The organism is Ktedonobacter racemifer DSM 44963 (genome assembly GCF_000178855.1).
Taxonomy (GTDB): Bacteria; Chloroflexota; Ktedonobacteria; order Ktedonobacterales; family Ktedonobacteraceae; genus Ktedonobacter; species Ktedonobacter racemifer.
Genome location: NZ_ADVG01000001.1, coordinates 2490583 through 2507911, shown reverse-complemented (window position 1 = coordinate 2507911; position 17329 = coordinate 2490583). Strand labels below are relative to the sequence as shown.

At 51.8% G+C, this 17329-nt stretch carries 15 protein-coding genes; 7 read left to right on the top strand and 8 right to left on the bottom strand.

What is annotated here, in order from left to right; translation table 11 throughout:
* Positions 1–340: 340 nt before the first annotated feature.
* Together KRAC_RS61280 and KRAC_RS10835 are read right to left on the bottom strand one after the other, a co-directional pair.
* Positions 341–1978, bottom strand: a complete 1638-nt coding sequence (locus KRAC_RS61280) for a peptidoglycan-binding protein (protein WP_007906897.1) — start codon at positions 1976–1978, stop codon at positions 341–343.
* A gap of 471 nt (positions 1979–2449) precedes the next feature.
* Positions 2450–3709: a peptide-N4-asparagine amidase gene (locus KRAC_RS10835; protein WP_007906896.1), complete on the bottom strand. Its 1260-nt coding sequence runs from the start codon at positions 3707–3709 to the stop codon at positions 2450–2452.
* A 1448-nt stretch (positions 3710–5157) separates the two neighbouring features.
* On the opposite strand from KRAC_RS10835, the gene KRAC_RS10825 reads away from it, so the two are divergent.
* Entirely contained in the window at positions 5158–5523 is a 366-nt protein-coding gene (locus KRAC_RS10825; protein ID WP_040442299.1) for a hypothetical protein, read from the top strand.
* 546 nt (positions 5524–6069) lie between these two features.
* Here the strand turns inward: KRAC_RS10825 and KRAC_RS10820 are convergent.
* Positions 6070–6441, bottom strand: a complete 372-nt coding sequence (locus KRAC_RS10820) for a YybH family protein (protein WP_007906891.1) — start codon at positions 6439–6441, stop codon at positions 6070–6072.
* Between the two features lie 606 nt (positions 6442–7047).
* Between KRAC_RS10820 and KRAC_RS71080 the strand changes: the two genes are divergently transcribed.
* The 3 genes from KRAC_RS71080 to KRAC_RS71075 all read left to right on the top strand — a co-directional run bounded on the left by KRAC_RS71080 (position 7048) and on the right by KRAC_RS71075 (position 8464).
* Complete coding sequence (locus tag KRAC_RS71080) at positions 7048–7206, top strand: hypothetical protein (protein WP_157506383.1); 159 nt, start codon at positions 7048–7050, stop codon at positions 7204–7206.
* A 168-nt stretch (positions 7207–7374) separates the two neighbouring features.
* On the top strand, positions 7375–7989 hold the full coding sequence (locus tag KRAC_RS10815; RefSeq protein WP_007906886.1) for a GNAT family N-acetyltransferase: 615 nt from the start codon (positions 7375–7377) through the stop codon (positions 7987–7989).
* A gap of 316 nt (positions 7990–8305) precedes the next feature.
* A complete protein-coding gene (locus KRAC_RS71075; RefSeq protein WP_007906884.1) occupies positions 8306–8464 on the top strand; it encodes a hypothetical protein in 159 nt (52 codons plus the stop codon).
* Between the two features lie 380 nt (positions 8465–8844).
* Here KRAC_RS71075 and KRAC_RS10810 read toward each other — a convergent pair whose 3' ends face one another.
* Complete coding sequence (locus KRAC_RS10810; protein WP_040442295.1) at positions 8845–9060, bottom strand: helix-turn-helix domain-containing protein; 216 nt, start codon at positions 9058–9060, stop codon at positions 8845–8847.
* 172 nt (positions 9061–9232) lie between these two features.
* Here KRAC_RS10810 and KRAC_RS73690 point away from each other — a divergent pair, with 172 nt between their 5' ends.
* On the top strand, positions 9233–9445 hold the full coding sequence (locus KRAC_RS73690; RefSeq protein ID WP_007906880.1) for a hypothetical protein: 213 nt from the start codon (positions 9233–9235) through the stop codon (positions 9443–9445).
* A gap of 51 nt (positions 9446–9496) precedes the next feature.
* The gene (locus tag KRAC_RS10800; protein ID WP_007906878.1) at positions 9497–11596 is read left to right on the top strand and encodes a recombinase family protein; all 2100 of its coding nucleotides are present in this window, start codon (positions 9497–9499) and stop codon (positions 11594–11596) included.
* Here the strand turns inward: KRAC_RS10800 and KRAC_RS10795 are convergent.
* The 4 genes from KRAC_RS10795 to KRAC_RS10770 form a co-directional block, all read right to left on the bottom strand.
* On the bottom strand, positions 11556–12050 hold the full coding sequence (locus KRAC_RS10795; protein ID WP_007906876.1) for a peptide-N4-asparagine amidase: 495 nt from the start codon (positions 12048–12050) through the stop codon (positions 11556–11558). The genes KRAC_RS10800 and KRAC_RS10795 overlap by 41 nt on opposite strands.
* Before the next feature lie 638 nt (positions 12051–12688).
* On the bottom strand, positions 12689–13852 hold the full coding sequence (locus KRAC_RS10785) for an RNA-guided endonuclease InsQ/TnpB family protein (protein ID WP_007906868.1): 1164 nt from the start codon (positions 13850–13852) through the stop codon (positions 12689–12691).
* Between the two features lie 168 nt (positions 13853–14020).
* The gene (locus tag KRAC_RS61275; RefSeq protein WP_007906866.1) at positions 14021–14599 is read right to left on the bottom strand and encodes a phosphate-starvation-inducible PsiE family protein; all 579 of its coding nucleotides are present in this window, start codon (positions 14597–14599) and stop codon (positions 14021–14023) included.
* Between the two features lie 30 nt (positions 14600–14629).
* Positions 14630–15163: a hypothetical protein gene (locus tag KRAC_RS10770; protein WP_007906864.1), complete on the bottom strand. Its 534-nt coding sequence runs from the start codon at positions 15161–15163 to the stop codon at positions 14630–14632.
* 457 nt (positions 15164–15620) lie between these two features.
* On the opposite strand from KRAC_RS10770, the gene KRAC_RS10765 reads away from it, so the two are divergent.
* On the top strand, positions 15621–17321 hold the full coding sequence (locus KRAC_RS10765; protein ID WP_007906863.1) for a WD40 repeat domain-containing serine/threonine protein kinase: 1701 nt from the start codon (positions 15621–15623) through the stop codon (positions 17319–17321).
* Positions 17322–17329 lie beyond the last annotated feature (8 nt).

The following is a 17329-nucleotide window of genomic DNA, read 5'->3' as shown; positions in this document are numbered from 1 at the left end:
GTGTGACAGTCAGAATATCATCGCGACCAGAAAACAACTTGTCAATGGGTATCAAGGCCAGGTGCGACCGGTGGTTCGTCGCCGTCGGTTCCGCTGTTGGACCCAAGAAAAGCACCAGAGTCAATCAAGACTCTGGTGCTTTTGTGTGTCCGCTACTATCGGAGTACAAAAAGTGTCCCATCGCCTCGGTGTGGGCTCCTCCTTCCCTCATAAGTGAGGAGGAGCCCACACCGAGGCGAGTACGGCCCACTCCTGAGATACTCAGGAGTGGGTAGTTCGCCTCAGGGGACTCAGCGGTGCCATGGGGGTCACAGCGGCAGCGGTTCCCCTGCAGGCGTTGTCACCAGAGGGGAACGGAGGATTGAATCTCATCGGTGTCGATATTAACCGCACCGCTACCTTGTAAACCATACTGCCAGATGCGGGTAGAGCCGCCGAGATTTTGTCCGTTACAGAGCAGTCCTGCCGGACCGAACGAGGGCGCGCTGGATTCGGGTGTGCGTCCGAGAGATGGCTCGTCGGAATACAAGATCGACCTGGCGACAGCCGCATCAGCACCCACGGCCGTACAGAACGCGCCATTAAATCCGCTGCTTCCGGGATAAGGATTCTCGTAGTAGCCAACGACGTAACCGGCTGCGGCGATCGTGTTATACCAGCCCTCCACATACCCCGCATCGACAGCTGAACCGTTCTCAAGATCAACGACAATAATGGTTCCGCTGGGAATTCCCAGCGCTCGCGCTTTGGCGATAGCATCATTGGCCCGGGAGACGCCTGTACTGTAACCGGTATCTCCTCCAAAGTCAGAGAGAATGGGCAGGATGCGAATGCCCTTGCTGTGGATAAACGAGGCTTCGGAAGCCGTCATCGGGGAGAAGGAAATTGCATCGATGTAGCGGCCAATGAACTGCGGGGTCCCAAAGTTATTCCCGACCTCGCTGAGGAACGAGGCTGTGACGAAGCTCGTGGTATCCACACCCCAGAGAACCTGTCCAGGCGGTGGTGGCGGCGGTGGCGGCGGCGGTGGTGAACCTGCAGTGCTGACCAGGCTGCTCCAGATCTGCGGTCCGGCAACCCCATCCACACTGAGCTTCTGGCTGCTCTGATAGTTCTTGACGGCTGTTTCGGTGGCCGAGCCAAATTGTCCATCCACCGAAAGCGAGGCTCCATGCGCGTTCAGCTGGCGCTGCAGCGCGAGGACGGCTGACCCGGTGCTGCCCTGGCTGGTGGTCACGATCAAGACTGGCCACGTCTGTGGTCCCACGATTCCATCCGCGCCGAGCCCATGAGCAGATTGGAAGGCTTTGGCGGTCGAAGCCGTTTGCGGGCCAAAGCTGCCATCGATAGGAAGCGAGTAGCCGTGTGCTTGCAGCATCAGTTGGATGGAGTAGACGTTCTCACCGGTGGCTCCCTGGCCAATGTCGGGCCAGCTATAGGCTTGCGAACTTTTCGAGCCTACCAGCGCGTTCCACGTTTGTGGCCCAGCCACCCCATCCGCGCTGAGGCCATGGCTGCTCTGAAAGCTCTTGACGGCGGCGGCGGTGGCCGGGCCAAATTGCCCATCCACCGAAAGCGAGGCCCCGTGCGCGTTCAACTGGCGCTGCAGCGCGAGGACGGCTGACCCGGTGCTGCCCTGGCTGGTGGTCACGATTAGGGCTGGCCACGTTTGTGGTCCGACCACGCCGTCGGCCTGCAAGCCCTGAGCAGATTGGAAGGAGACCACTGCGCCGGTGGTCTGCGGGCCATCAATGCCATCAGTGGAGAGTGAATAACCGCGGGCCTGTAACATCAGTTGCACCGAGTACACATCTTCGCCGGTACTGCCCTGCCCAATCAGCGGCCAGGCATACGCATACGTGGCGGCTGAAACAGGGGCAGCGGACGAAAGGACGCTGAAACCTGCAGCCAGGCTCAGCGCCAGGACGAGGAGCAGCCCTCGAAGGGGGGACGAGCGAAATCCTTTTCGGCAATCCATGCGTTCGATTCCTTTGTTCTAGTACATCCCTGAAAGAGGAGCCAATGCGCTCCCCTAATGAAAACAGCGTTCTCTCGCGGAAAAGCCGTTCTTTCCTGTATGTTCCTCCTTTCTTTTCAGATGAAATGCAGTATGGCGTGTTACGTTGTCGCCAATGAAAGTATAGCATAGAGAATGCCGCGCGGAGTGGGAATTTTGTGGCTGTGTTGCAGAAATACGAAGGGGAACACAAGGACAGAGCCTCGCCGTTCTTCTCCTGGGTTTGGATAGTCACCTCGAACAGCCGCGATGAACGCTGCCTGCCTCAGGCTATCTTTTCTGCCTACTCCTGTACTTGTTCTCTTATGAACGCGTGTGGGCGCTACTGATACGGTTATGTGGTAGCGGTTGTGCAAAGGGGCGGCAAATTGGACAGCAGGGATGGTGCAAGCACCGTCCCTGCTGTCCAATTTGCCAGGGATACAGAAGAACCTAGCTGGTCTTAAAATTCGCCTGGAGGCTATCCTCGGTGACGACGCCGGCGCGGCTAGCCAGGATGAGATGATAGGACAGGCCGCCATTCGTCTCAAAGGTCCCGCTGGCTGTGGTTGAGCCAAGCGTGACGGTTGGCACATTGGCTGAGGAATCGCCTGCCTGGAGATTGGCAAAGCTCTCAAGATTCAGGTTGAGTGTGCTCTGATAGTCCGGCTCGCCGGGGCTGCTGGCATTGTGGATAATATTCAACGTTTGCGACAGATTCGAGGGGAGGAGGAAGGCATTCTGGCTCGTTGAGCTTTGAATAAAGCCTCCGCCGGTGTCGATGGTGTAGGTTTCGTCGCTGTGCCGCGTGCTTGGCCTGGCAGATGGATCAAGCAGGCTCTCATCAGTGATCACTTCCTGGAAGCCGTGAGCCACTTCCCAGTTGTCCGGGTTGGTGTAGAGCTGATCGTTGGAGAAATGGAGCGCCGATTTGACGGTCGCCGTGAAGGTTCCGTGGCTGGTCTGGATTTTTCCCTCAACCTCGTACTGCTGGGTCGCTGTGACATCGGCTTGGCTATTGCCGGCCGTGCTGGTATCGCTAATCAGCGGCGTTGTAGTCGTTTGGGCCGAGGTGGGAAAGGCCAACGTGTCCCGCGTCACTGCGCCGGAGGTCGGCTGGCCGTGGTCTTCCTGGAGGAAGAGGGAGCCAGAGAGTAGCCAGTAATCCTGGTTGTTAAGCACATTGATGGTAATCGTGTGCTGGCCACCCAGCAGTCCGGCAAAGGGAGTAAGATCCAGGCGGTAGGCAGGCATATTCAGGGTGTTGATCGCGCTGATAGGTCGCCACAGATAGGGGTTCACACCTCCTGTGTAGACAAAGGGGAATGGCCAGGCCACGCCAGCTGGTTTGCCATCGATAGAAACCTCCAGTTCGCGAAAAGCGGGAGTGCTGGCCCACCAGAACTCATCATTGATCTGGGGGATGGCGTAGAGATCGAGATAGGCCCCCATAACATCGTGAGGCAGAGTAACTGTCGCCGAAAGTGTGTGATTGGAATGAATGGTGACCATAGAGGGCGAACTGGTCAAAGCAACAATTGAATCGGCCTGGTCCTGATTCCAGGCCGTTGTTGCGCTGGCCCTATCGTGGTCGTCGCGCGGGTAAAGCGAGAGGCGCAGCGAGATAACAGGAATGCCGGTGTAAGCCGAGGTCACATAGTTATCGACCAGGGTGGTAAAGGTTTGGGTGCCTGTCAGGAGCCATAGACACATTTGACTATTTCAACTTTTATCAGGACCTCCGCTCAATTCTAGCCTCGTGACCTATTTAGCATACCAGCGAGCAACAGGGGAGCGGTCCAAGTGGGGCCGTTCCCTTTCTTTTTGCCCTGCTTGCTTTGCTCCCTAATAAGGATAATTCACACAAATAAAAATAACTCAGGTGATTGGAAATGACCGAAGGCCCTATTTCTGATACTTCTTGTAGATAGTAGCATAGAACCAGCCAATACCGAGAGCAAAGCAGATAATGCAACCGAGTATGGGATTGAATGTTGTGCGCGGCGTGCCTGTGATGGCGCTGAAGAGTAGGAGAAACCCCTCTCCAAAGTATATACCTACAAAAATGAAGTTCCATATGCGCTTCTTTAACATAGAAAGCACCTCAAGTAAGAATGTTGTGATTGGTCTAACAATTGTTTAAACGCTTGGTAAGCACAAGTATACAATGCTTTTCTCTGGGTTGGTCGTTGTGAGAGGAGTTGGAAAACGATGAAGCGATTGGCTGAGACCGACTACTGAATAACCTGAGCCTACCCCTAAGAACCTTACCAGCAAGAACAGTCCATAGGCGGCATGAGGGATTCGAGCGGCTTAGGGGGCGTTATTGCAAATGTCGATACGTTGGGAATAAATCGGGTTTCTGCTTTGTTGTTTAAACTGACAGCCTTTTCTGTAAAAGTCGGAGAGGACGGGACTATACTATAAGGGTGAATGGTTGATTTTCTCCCTCCCTCGTCGGCTTGTCACACTTATACCCTCCCTCTCCTGGTTTTTCTGGCACTGTTCCTTTGGGTGTACCCTGAGTCAGGCCGCGCCCTCTCTGGTCTGACTCTTATTTCTCCCTCCCTCTTTTTCTGCTCTGGTTTTCCTTTCCTTCCAGGCTACAGGCTTGCTCGTGCCTTCAGTGAGCTTGTAGCCTTATTTCTCGACCCGTTCCACGTAGAAGTCAGTCAATGAAAGGATGATTTTATGCCAGTAAAGCAAGTAGACTGCGTTGGGGAATACATCACCCTTCGAGAAGCCGCTAGACGCAAAGGAAGCACTCCAAACGCTGTATACCTATGGCTACGAGGTCGGCAGGTACCGCTCGTTAAGTTCGGTCAAACACTACTCACCAGACAGGCCGATATTGTTGGGTATACCCACAGAGGCAGGTAGAAAGTGCTTTCACCGTTAGTATATTGCTGTACAGCAAAAGTTTGGTTATGCTGTAACTAGACGAAATTTTGTTCTAGTCAAAAGGTAGCAAGCGGTTATGTCTCTTAAAGACGCATTAGACCTAGCATTAGCCATAGAGCAACAGGTGAAAGAAGCCCGTACAAAAGTAACTTATACAGGGCGGCGTTATACTGTCGCGCTATCAGTTGGGAGCAAAACAGTGGTACTTGAGCAACCGAGCGAATATGCTCTGCTCAAAGCCTTATGGGAAAGAAATCAGAATGGATCAAACCGCAGCAGAACGGCTTTTAAAGCGGCTTCTTGAGGATGATGAGGTCATAGAGGCACAGATTATACAGACCACGCCAGGAACGTACAAGGTAGCTGTTACCTTTATTGATGTGTACGACATTGGCACAAAAGCCGGAGACATCAAACTACAGCGCCTACATAGAAGCACGCTCGCCAGAGAAAAGAGAACCTTAGACGAGGATGTCAGTACACACTCCTGGGGCTACGTCATTGATCATGAGGGTTACTGGGACCTGTTACAAGCTATCAAGTCCTTCTCCCGTGATGGGGCAATAGCAGAAGACAATGAAGTCAAGCCGCAAAGACGAGGGAGACCAAAGAAACAAGCAGCATAAAGTGGCTCTAGAGGCTGATGAAAAATAACTTGACTTTTAGGCCGTTTTCGGGGGCAGAGTGGTATAATAGGGTCAAGGGCATGGAAAAAGTAGATAGGGTGAGAGGACTGATAGACTTGTCTTCAGACTCCTTTCAGTCGTCTTCAGTCAGGTCTATGATAGATAGATATTCATACATGTAGAGGGAGCAGGCTTCTACCTGTGTATATGATGACTGAGAACCGATTAACAGGGTGGGGCGGCCTATGGGGTGGGGCGAGCTGGGTAAGGGTTGGGATAGGGGGAAATAGGGTATCCAGTTAAACGGTTTGAGTACACAGATAGATACGTGGGTACATAGAAGACAGCCTCTATGTACCCACGTAAAGAAGTCTAGATCAGTCATAGATTGAGGTTGAATGTGACTGGAAGGAGCATGAGACCCAATCTATCCTATCATCCCCTCATTCTGTTTGTCCCCTTCTCCCACAAAGCCAACAAACATGAGTGCCGTTCTCTGCTCCTGGCTAGAGCGCATATGAGGGAGTCAAGCCCCACATATTATAATTACTGTGGAAGCGAGCTTAGATGCTCATGAATGACCTTCCACTGGCCATCAACCTTTTTTAAGATACTTGTTCCTCGTCCCATCCCCTGCATAAGTTGTCCCTCTACGTTTCCTTGCCAACGGAAGAGGTAAATACAAACAGCGCTCTGCTGGTCCTCCACAAGCCATTGCACATTCTCTATTGTATACTGTTCATCCTGGATCAAGGCCCATGTTTTCTCAAACGCTTGCTTGATTGCCTCAATGCCTTGAAATGATCCATCATTGAACCAATAGACCGCCGTGTCTGCAATCAATGGAGCAACTTCCTCAAAGCGGTGGGTATTAGTTCGCTGTTCATACTCGTGTAGAAATTCGATAGGTGTCATCATTTCCTCTCCGAGAAATTTCTTTTGGAAGAAAGCATACCCTTCCTTACCTATTTTTGCAAGCTTGTGACACCCTCAGCATTGATCAAGAAAGAAATAATGTACTATCAGTCCCGAGTAGCGCAGTATTAGCATTCATACTAACGAAGCATTGTTCCACGAATTGCTCGACGCCAGCAGATTTCGTAATGAAGAGCAAAACCTGCGCAAACGGCTAGCTATCGAACGTCCCTCTATACCAACCACTATTCCAAACAGCCACCAACCAGGGCCTACCCCTCATACCCTCAGTTAATCGGCGGTTAGCCCTTATTGATGAGTTAAAGAAAGGAACCTAGCAATGTTTTTGTCGTTAATCGTCGTGCGTGTCCTGGTCAGTGTCGGGGTCGTGGGGGTGGGGGTGGTGCGGCTCATCAGGTATTGGAGGAGCTTATGAATGCCCACAAGCTAGAACGGCTCGTCAATCAGATCAGGGAGTGTGAGGGGCGGCATGGGAAGGGGAATCAGGTCTAGTCAGCCAGTCGGGGCGGTGCCGGGGCGGTGCATCTATTACCCGTATTGCCCTCAAAAGGTTGGGACGGAGGCCGTACTGAGAGATGAGTACCTCGCTTGCCTACCGACCGAACCGAGCGCGTCCCGAAGGGTCCCTTCCGCCCCCGACGCCGACTGACAGCGAGCGAGCGGAGAAGCCCAGCGACCAGTGAGCCGGACGTGATAAGCTCAGTAGTAACGCCCCCTGTCCCTGCCTATGCCCTGCCTCGGCGTTAATCGGTGGCTTTCTCCTGTGTACAGGCAGATAGATTGTCTGTAGAGGGCAGTCATCAGCCAATAGTCAGTTATCCTCTAGCCAGCAGGGATTGACAGAGAAGTAAGAGCATTCCATAATAGCTTTATTAAATGATTAAACAGGCAGATATTCGTAGGAGAATACGATTTATGGCTAGTGGACAGAACAGTGCACAGCGCGATACTGCGGAACCTATCATGAATCTCATCGGACAAAAGATAGCCCTGGGTCCTCTCCAGAGAGAGTTACTACCCTACTACCAACGGTGGATGAACGACGCAGACGTGAATGCCTTACGTATTTATACTCTTCGACCTATGACCTGGGAAGCAGTAGAAGTCTGGTATGAGCAGGTAAGCAAAGAAATGAATTTAGACGCGGCTTTCTTTACTATTTATGAGCGCAGCACAACACGACCCATCGGCTTAACTATGTTGCTTGATATTGCCTTTTTGAATAAATCGGCTGAGTTTGCCATTAGCATTGGCGAGAAGGATTGTTGGCATAAAGGCTATGGCACGGAGACGACTAGGCTTATGCTCGACTACGCTTTCCGTGTGGTTGGTTTACATTCAGTGCGCTTGCGTACGCTCAGTTTCAACACGCGAGCTATCCATGTCTATGAACATGTAGGTTTTCAACACGCGGGCATATGGCGAGAGGCCCATCCTTTCGAGGGGAAGCTGCACAATATTGTGCTGATGGATTGTCTCGCCCGTGATTTTTTTATGTTTGATGGTCAACAGGAGAAAACCATCTCCTAGTAGGAAAACCTGTTATTCACTGGTGGCAACAAGCTTTTTGACTCCTAGGCCCTTGCTTCTGGCGAGGAGCCTTGCAGAATAGTTGTTTCAAGACCTGTTTCTCTTTGATAGGCATAGAAGTAGGCTTGACCGATAACCTCTACTAAATAACCGCTAAATGCTCAGATAACCCAACAGAAAGACAGAAGAACCCCCCCGGAAATCGCTCTCCGGGGGCTTTTCTATGTCCTTATTGAGCCAGTCAAGCGGTCTCGGCCTGTCCCGTTCCTGGTCTCACACACGGTATAGTGCCAGGATGAGAGGCGGCGAATGTATCATGACGATATATGACCAGGGCGACTCACTTGTGCTCATGCTCACTGAAGATGGACGATACTTCGACTATCTAACTATCGCTCACTCATGCGCTCGGTTGCTCACCCTGGCTCATGTGCTCACTGGTCGGTTGCTCATTGCGTGCTCACTGGCTCACTGAGTACAAATTGAGCGGCTCATTGATTCACTGAGCCACCCCGACCCCCCGATACTGACCAGGACTAGACTCACCCGATTAACATGGCCCTGGTTCCATCCCAACTCCCATACCACCCCAGGTTAATCGGTTGCTTGCTCGTAGTGACTGACCAGACTAGAGGGAGAACCACCCCGCCCCAGAGGCCACCCCAGGTTAAACGGCATTCATCGTTCCGCTCTACAGGCCAGGATAAGCAGACATACAGCTACAATTGTTCCAGGGCGTAAATCTGAGGGCCTAAAAATCATTGGGGGTCCTGAGCCTGTGAGCCTGTCTCTCGTCCGTCTCAGGGGCAAAAATAGGGATTCTGTGTAGTTATTCAGTGACTATATTCTGTGTAGCTACTCTGCATCCTCATCTGGTAGTATCTCATAGAGGTCGGTCACTTCAACCTTGAGTGCTCGGGCTATCTTCTCAAGCGTCGTGACTGCTACATCCCTGCTCGGGTTCTCATAGATAGCCCGGATTGTCCCGTAGTTGAGATCAGCCAGACGAGACAGTTTTGCCATAGTGATGTGCTTAGACTCAGCGATTTCTTTAACCTTTAGATGTATCATCCTGTGCGCTCTCATCCTTGTTTTTCCCTCAAGTGTAGCAACATTGACGTTGACATACAAGACTGCTCTGTGTACACTCTCAATAGTATCACTTAGTAGCTATAGTAAGTAGATACACATAGCAACCATGCTTAGAGTAGACACAAGCTAAAGAAGGGAGATCAAGCAAGCAGTGATTAAGATAACGACTAAGGACGCTCAAGCCGGGTACGAAGAGGGCCGAAAGCAACCATGCGGAGATAGGCCACTCAATGACCAGGAACTAGCCAACCTGATACGCGACATGACCACTAAAGAGGAGTTAGACGAATACCAGGAGTTGAGGAATGTAGGCTTCGTTTTGGGTGTTATAGATGTTGTAGTTCTGTTCGATGTCAAGGGATAAGGACCTGACGACAAGCAGACAGCATAAGTGCCCACAGAGAGGGATGGAACCATGACAAGACGACGTCTGAAGAGTCAACAGGAACTAGAGGAAGAGCGACAAGAGGCGAAACGGTACCTTCTAGGAAACTTTACCCTACCAACGGACAAGCTGCTTCTACTTTACGCCCGGCAATCCAGTATCAAGCAAGTACTTCACAATGTGTATTCAGCTCTACAACAGACAGAAGACTTGATCGAGCGGGGGCTAGACCTGGGGTGGACGCGTGAGCAAATAACGCTGTTTGTCGAGAACAAGCTAACTAAGGATGGCAAGATTAGGAGTGTATCAGGCACCATACCAATAGAGGACAGAGAGGGCTTGAGTACAATTGTAGAACACGTTAAGGCTGGTGGGGTTGGGGCTATCATGTGCGTTGATGTGAGCAGGCTAACAAGAGATGCAGACTTGTATGACGCTACCAAGCTGGCTAAGACCTGCCGGGAGAATCATGTGCTCATCGTCACGAATAACACCGTCTATGATTTCAACAACCCCAACCGGGACGATTTAAGCGCGTTCATTGACGAGGCAAAGGCGGCGGCTAAGTTTATTCGGGACCATATCAAGGGCAAGATGCTAAAAAACCGAACAAAAAAGGCAAAAATGGGGCGGCTAGCAAACGGCGTTGCTCCTGTGGGATTGATGAGAGATGAGACGGGGGATAGCTTGGTACCATCACCTCATGCACCCTACATCAGTGCTCTCTACAAGCGGTTTCGTCAACTAGATGCCGACTTTGCCTTGCTGTACCGGGAAGTGGCGGGGAAGCTTCTATTCCCTGAAACTAAGGGGATAGAGCCTAAGTCGATGTATCTAAAGCGCATCAAGGGCGGGTGGACAATAGCAAGTAGATTAGGGCTAAAGAATCTGCTCACCAATTTTGCTTATGATGGGCACCTTGTATTCAATAGGGAAGTTGTAAAGCGAAATGCACACCCGGCCATTGTTGACCATAGTGACTGGCTTTATGCATTTGAGCACCTATCAGATACCGACCTTGACGGGAACGATATAGAAAAACCCGAGAAGGCCATCAGGTACACGCAAAAAGGTAGCACGAATAACGCTTTGCTAGCTGGGCGGCGACATGATGGAAGGCCGGTCTTAGAGGGTGTTGCCGGGGAACGCGTTCACTTTGGCCTAAGCAATTGGAAGAATGTAGGCGGCGCTTACGTTATCGATCTGAGACAAAATAACGCTGTTGGAAACTTCATAGGCAAGGTTGATACTGACACCCTGGACGCTGTTGTGGTAGATCGGCTTATGTTGCGCTTGGAGGTATACAAAGCGAATGATTTCAGCCAGAATGATTTCACCCGGACTATGTGGCAACAGGTAAGAGACAAGTCAATGATAGCGGCATTTGAGAAAGAAGAGGAAACAACACCAGCCACGAACAAGCTACAGAAGGATATAGACGACCTTAAGACCGAAGTAGCGCGGGTGTCTCGGCGTATCAGTGTAGCACAGGATTTGATGTCAGACGACGAATTGAGAGAAGCATATGCCAGCAAAGCCCGTCTTAGCAAGCGACTAGCAAAACTGGAAGACAGACAAAAGCAGCAAGAGACATTGGAAGCTGATGCTAAACAGGCAGAGAAGGATATAGAGGACGCTTACGAGCAGTGGCACGGTTGGGACATCGAAAGGCGGCGGCGCTTCATTCGCTTGGTTACTCAATCAATCACTTTCAAGAAGCTTGCGGGGGGCTGGTTCAAGTTAGAAATAACGTGGTGTCCCTTCCCTGGAATTGATTTGTGCACTACGGAATACGCCCTCATTTGGATGCGTTCACACCCGGTATGGACAGAGGAAGACAAGGCCCTTCTACGCGAACACTTCAGTACAGACAGCCGGAGTCACATCTTGCACTTGTTCTACACACGAACTTGGTCAAGTATCAAGACAATGGCTTCAGAACTAGGATTAAAGCGACTGACACCGAAGAAACAAGCAGACACCGACATCTCGAAAACCATGTGTCTGTTAGATAAGGACATCATAGACATGTATGAACTGTCGATGAAGGAGCCTGAGCAGTGGGTTTGGTGGCGTCAAAGTGAAATAGTCAACGGTGATATGGGATCAGGAGCGGGAGATAGGCCGTGACATCCTTTTGAACGGTCCAGGAAATCCCGGCCTGCGTTGGCTCCGGGGTGACGCCAGTGAAAATTTGCGTGTTGGCCGCCCAGACGAGCAAGAGGCGATCAAACTGCCGTCCCTTCTGGGTGCCGTTAATGGTCAGGATGGCCTTCTGCCAGTGGCCAGCGGGTATGCTTACGGTGCTTTGTGCGGGCGGAGGCGCGTTGCCAAAGGACTGATCGGTGAGAATGGGAATGGTGGCAGGCCGGGTTGAAGGAAGAACGACAGGTTCGTCAAAGGCAATGGGATTGGCCGATCCTATGGGACTGCCATTGGCCAGGGCCACGACATGATGCGGCCTGCGTCCGGCGCCCCCTCCCTGGCCGAAGGCTATTTGAACACTCCCAAATACGAGCGCCCCGAGCAAAAGGAGCGGGACAAGAATGAGAGCAAAACGGTGGAAAAATGTCGAGATCTTCAAGCTATTTCTCCTGATGCAAAAATAAAAAGGCGGGGAAATTGGCCACCTTTCTTATTCGTACCCGAAAAATCGGTGATAGTCAATGTTTTGAGGAGAGAGAAATCTCCACGAGAAAAAGTGCGACCATTGCTCGTTTGAGCGTGGGAGGTGGGGAGAGGGTCAATTGGGCAGTGGACGCGGAAGAGAAGGGGGGTGATGCGATTTCTCTGAAAGGCGGGGAGAGAGGGACCGGAGAAAGCCAGGTGCGAAAGGGCAAATCTTTTGCCCTTTCGCACCTGGCTTTCTCCCCTCAAAGTGCTTGTTCTTTCGTACTGACCGGAGCCTGATTATCAAAAAGATATATCTTTCGCGGCAGCGACTGATGAGGTTTTGAACTAGTGCTCCGTTCGTTAAGTGCAGTAGCAAAACGGATTGGCTTCTAGAACCGGATCATGCGATAAGCCTGCTTGTTTTTGTTACTGGCGGATTTAACAAAAGCAGCACTAGGCACTGCTTTGCTCTTCTTTTAGTGACGTGCGTTCTCCTGTTGGAGACTGCTCCGATTAATGTAGGAAAACGTATGCAAGCATCGCTTTCCAGATCTTTCGTTGTTGCTGCTTCACTCGTAGGTGCCTCAAGACCGGTTGGTCTTTTTGGTCTTACCCCGCGTCCACAGCCAAGTTTACGCCATCGTCCGAGCCAGTACCGGTGGCGACTTGATCAATCAGCCCGATCAAGCGCAAGGCTTCAGCAAGAATGCATAACGCGGCATTATGGTCCCGGTCCTGTGGGAAAAGATGATACGCACAGGAGGGATTCTGGCAGAGAAACTCCCGATCAGACAACTGCATGGCTTCCCACTTCCAGCCGCAGCAATGACAGGTCTTACTTGATGGGAAGAAGCGATCTACCTTGATGACCTGCCCGCCGCGCTGCTCTACCTTGCTCGCCAGTAGTGACAGGAGTTTGCCTAATGCCGCATCCGAGAACGAACGAGCAAGCTTCCGGTTTTTCAGCAACCCTTTGAGGTGGAGGTCCTCAATGCCAATGATCCCGTAACAGGTGGCGAGCCTGGTGGTCAGCTTGTGGAGCACATCATCGCGTAAGCAGGTAATGCGGTAGTGCAGGCGTGCAACCTGCCTGCGTGCTTGCTCCCGTTTTTTTGATCCCGCCTTCCGGCGATGCAGACGCTTGTTGGCCCGGCGTAACTTCTTCAGCGCGGTTTTGAGGAAGGCTTGGTTCTCAACTCCCTCTCCCGTACTCAAGGTTGCCAGCCGGTTGAGTCCCACGTCGATGCCGACAGCGGCCGGTTTTTTCACCGGTATGGTATTGGGGATCTCTACCTGAATGCTCACGAACCACCAGTCTGCTGTCCTGGTAATGCGTGCGCCCGTCACTTTGCCCGCAAAGCGCACCTTCTCTGCCATATTCACCCATCCGAGTTTAGGAACCCAGATGCGATGATCACCGAGTTCCAACTGATCGTTGGCAAGATAGAAGCTCGGCTTACTGCGCTTCTTGCTCTTGAATTTCGGGCGGCGGGCACGCCCTTCAAAAAAGGCGGTAAACGCCTTGCCCAGGTCGAGAAACGGCTGATCTGAAGCGTTCTTCGTGACCTCCCAGGTCCAGGGAAATTGCTCTCGTCTGATTTCGTTAAATTGCTTCTTGAGCTTGAGCGCAGTCGGCTTCAAGCCTGCCTCATATTGCCGGTTCCACTCAGCCAGCGCCCAATTCCAGACGAATCGCGCGGTCCCGGCGGCCTTGGCAAAGTAGATAGCCTGCTCCGGTGTTGGATGGAGTCTGATCTTATGCGCCTTGATCATTCCTCACATCCTTTCACAGAACCGCTGCTCGAAGAAGGTTGTTGCTTAAAACATATGTTCCATGTCTACATCTTAACCTATTTTCCTCGTTTTTTCAATACTGTTGAAATCCTCTTTCTACCGTGGCATCAATGGGCAACAGCGCAGGAAGGAAAAGAGCAAGAGGCGTCACTCACTCAAACCGCCGTGTGAGGCCATCCTACTCAGTAAGGTGAGGGTGATGCCCAGAGCGAGGATCACGGCAGCACTGACCCCCAACTCGATCATGGCATGGGTAAATTCTGGGGAGGGGACAGCGGAGCCTTCGACGGAGAGCCGGGCACCGATGGAGAGAATGCTTCGGGTAGCAGAGACGATGCCGATAAAGAGAAATGGGCGCAGCGAGGTCGCGTGGGATTTGAGATAATGGGTAACGGTCCCCAGTACCTCCATGATGATCAAGACCAGCAGAAGATCTGAGACGAATTGGATAATGGCCTTTGCCAGCAGGGCAGGATCTCCTCTTCCCGCCCCTATGGCTGCTGTTATATTGGTTCCGAAATCCCAAAAGCTATAGCAGAGCGCGCAGATAGCGCCTATGAGGAAACAAGCACCTACAACAGCATAGATGATACCATCGGCCCGGTCCAGCACAGAACCTGAGATCAGGGAAAAACGATGCTCTGGCTCAGAGGTGGTAGGCTGCTGGTCGGTAGGGGCGTTTTTTCCAGCAGTATCGGAGTGGGTGTCTAATTGGGAATCTGGCATGCGACCTCCTTCTTTCACGTGATGACCTCATCATAGCACACGCCATTGAGGGAGGCGGTATTGCAGGCTTCGAAGCACGCGCGCTCTTGGATTAATGGGCCCGGAGGCTGTGGTGCTTGACGGCGGGCGCTGTTTGAGTGCGGTGATCATTTTCAATTCGGTATCATAGGAGAACCCCTCAGGCTCCAAGAGAATGGTGACCATTTCGTATCGCTCTTCGGGGGTGGCAACATTCCACCATGCGGCCATGCCTGGGAGGTGTTCACCAGCTTCTCTCACCTCGTCGTAGGTGACACCCCCCACGTCCGAAACATCAAGTTTTTTGAGTGCGAGGGTGATAGCCGCCATTTCACCTTCAAACGCTTCATCCTCAATGTATCCTTCTCTGTGCTGCTTGAGGAGGTGATTTTTCTTGAGTCTGAGGCGCTCTTTTTCGCGTTCGACGGTTTCCGGCGTGGCTGTATGGGCAAAGGCTTTTGCTATCATGTCGTGGCGTATGCGTTCTCGCCAGTTCTCCGGCAGCGATATGCTTTTGAGCAATTGGCCGAAATGAGCACGTACCATTTCAACTCTCTATCTCTAAATATTGGGGCCCCTTAAAAAGGTCTATAAGCGCGACCAGGCCATACCGTCTGCGACGCTATATCCAGCTATGCCCCCCAAAAAAGTACTTTAGCCCCGAATTGCCCCAGCTTTAGATACTTACAGAAGCCGTGGCGAGAAAGCCCCGGCATCAATGGCCGGGGCTTTCTCGCCACGGCTTCTGTAAGTATCCTTTTTTACGGATTATCTCTGAAACCTGCTCTAATAGAGATCTATGCAAGATGAAAGGGACGAGGGCGTACTAAGGGGCGTTGCTGGGAGGGTTTCTGGGTGCAGGCGGAGATGAGAAAAGGTGTGGATTGGATTAATGGGTATTTTATGCCTTGACATACTTCTATTCGCTCCTCTACAATTTGAGCAGGTGCGGCACTGACTTATGTGACCTACCTGAAAAATTCTGTAGCGAGAATAGAAGAGCATGGTGGATTATTCAGGACGAACTATAGATAATTATCATCTTCTGCGACAGTTAGGAAAGGGAAGTTTTGGTGAAGTCTATCTCGCTGAACATATCCACCACAAAAAGCTGTTTGCGGTCAAAATTTTGCGAGCACGGTTGAACAAGGACAATTTACGAAGCTTCCTCAATGAGGCTCGTGCTTTTCGCCTGGATCATCCTCACATTATGCGCATCAGAGACTTTGGCCTCGATGAAGACCTCCCATTTATTGTCATGGACTACATTTCTGGGGGGACGCTCCGCCAGTTACATCCACTAGGCAGCCCACTTCCGCTTAAAACGATAGTTTTCTATGTGAACCAGGTTGGCGCTGCGCTCCAATTCGCTCATGATGATGGATTGGTTCACCGTGACGTGAAGCCGGAAAATATGCTCATTGATTCCCGGGGAAAAATTCTGTTGAGTGACTTTGGGATTGTGACCTCTTCACATAGCTGGAATCCCTCTCACACCTCGGGCGTGGCCGGAACGCCAGTCTATATGGCACCAGAGCAAATACAGGCCAGGCCTGTGCGAGCGAGTGATCAGTACGCACTTGCTACAATCGTGTACGAATGGTTGGTTGGTGTGCCCCCCTTCCTGGGCACTATGGCAGAACTGGCTGTCAAACATTTGACTGTATTTCCCCCTGGTTTACGCGAACAAGACCCCACTATTCCCCTTGAAGTAGAGCAGGTGGTGATGAAGGCGCTGGCAAAAGATCCTGGGCAACGTTTCGCTAGCGTAGGCGAGTTTGCAGAGGCTTTAGAGAAAGCCAGTAAACCACCATTGGGGACGACGCTCCTTGTCCTCGACACGCATATTGATCTGATAACATCTCTTGCCTGGTCCCCCAATGGCCTCTATCTTGCCTCAAGCAACGGAAAAACTGTTGCCCTTTGGGATCCCGAGACCAGTCAACTCCTTGCCACTTATACAGGGCATCGCCGTGACGTCACAGCCGTTGCCTGGTCGCCTGACGGCACCTGTCTTGCTTCCGCAAGTAGTGACAGGACCGTCCAGATATGGGAGGCTATGACCAGAAAGCCCGTACGCATGTATCAGGAACATACTGATGATGTCTTTGCTGTTGCCTGGTCACCTGATGGCACTTATCTTGCTTCTGCTGGTAGCGATCGATCCGTACGTGTGTGGGAGCCAACTACTGGTAAGACGCTCTCTACGTATCATGGACATATTGACGATATTTTAGCCGTTGCGTGGTCCCCCAAAGGGAAGCTTCTTGCCTCTGCGAGCTATGACACCACTGTGCATGTCCATGATATTCTCAGCGGTAGGCAGGTATTGACCTATGGGGGCCGTGCCGGTGTCTACGCGCTGGCGTGGTCCCCCGATGGCGCACTGCTTGCCTCTGCAAGTTATGATCAAACCGTCCAGGTACGCGAGGTACCGAGCGGACGCTTAGTTCAAGAGTATCAGGGCCATACAGCTGGCATATTTGCGTTGGCGTGGTCCCCTGACGGGTCCTTTATTGCCTCTGGCGATGATGAGAAAACTATCCATATCTGGGAGGCCTCGACCGGAAAGCTTGTGCATATCTATCGAGGGCACATGCGCGGCGTACGCTCCCTTGCCTGGTCACCTGATGTTTCTCCCATCAACGCCCGTATTGCCTCTGGCGGTTTGGATCGCGTAATCCTGATATGGCAGGCATCATAATACCCTTG

Excerpts from the sequence above, each read along its gene's own strand:
- KRAC_RS61280 (WP_007906897.1), bottom strand. The coding sequence starts at position 1,978 with ATGGATTGCCGAAAAGGATTTCGCTCGTCCCCCCTTCGAGGGCTGCTC.
- KRAC_RS10835 (WP_007906896.1), bottom strand. The coding sequence starts at position 3,709 with ATGTGTCTATGGCTCCTGACAGGCACCCAAACCTTTACCACCCTGGTC.
- KRAC_RS10825 (WP_040442299.1), top strand. The coding sequence starts at position 5,158 with ATGGATCAAACCGCAGCAGAACGGCTTTTAAAGCGGCTTCTTGAGGAT.
- KRAC_RS10820 (WP_007906891.1), bottom strand. The coding sequence starts at position 6,441 with ATGATGACACCTATCGAATTTCTACACGAGTATGAACAGCGAACTAAT.
- KRAC_RS10815 (WP_007906886.1), top strand. The coding sequence starts at position 7,375 with ATGGCTAGTGGACAGAACAGTGCACAGCGCGATACTGCGGAACCTATC.
- KRAC_RS71075 (WP_007906884.1), top strand. The coding sequence starts at position 8,306 with ATGACGATATATGACCAGGGCGACTCACTTGTGCTCATGCTCACTGAA.
- KRAC_RS10810 (WP_040442295.1), bottom strand. The coding sequence starts at position 9,060 with ATGATACATCTAAAGGTTAAAGAAATCGCTGAGTCTAAGCACATCACT.
- KRAC_RS10800 (WP_007906878.1), top strand. The coding sequence starts at position 9,497 with ATGACAAGACGACGTCTGAAGAGTCAACAGGAACTAGAGGAAGAGCGA.
- KRAC_RS10785 (WP_007906868.1), bottom strand. The coding sequence starts at position 13,852 with ATGATCAAGGCGCATAAGATCAGACTCCATCCAACACCGGAGCAGGCT.
- KRAC_RS61275 (WP_007906866.1), bottom strand. The coding sequence starts at position 14,599 with ATGCCAGATTCCCAATTAGACACCCACTCCGATACTGCTGGAAAAAAC.
- KRAC_RS10770 (WP_007906864.1), bottom strand. The coding sequence starts at position 15,163 with ATGGTACGTGCTCATTTCGGCCAATTGCTCAAAAGCATATCGCTGCCG.
- KRAC_RS10765 (WP_007906863.1), top strand. The coding sequence starts at position 15,621 with ATGGTGGATTATTCAGGACGAACTATAGATAATTATCATCTTCTGCGA.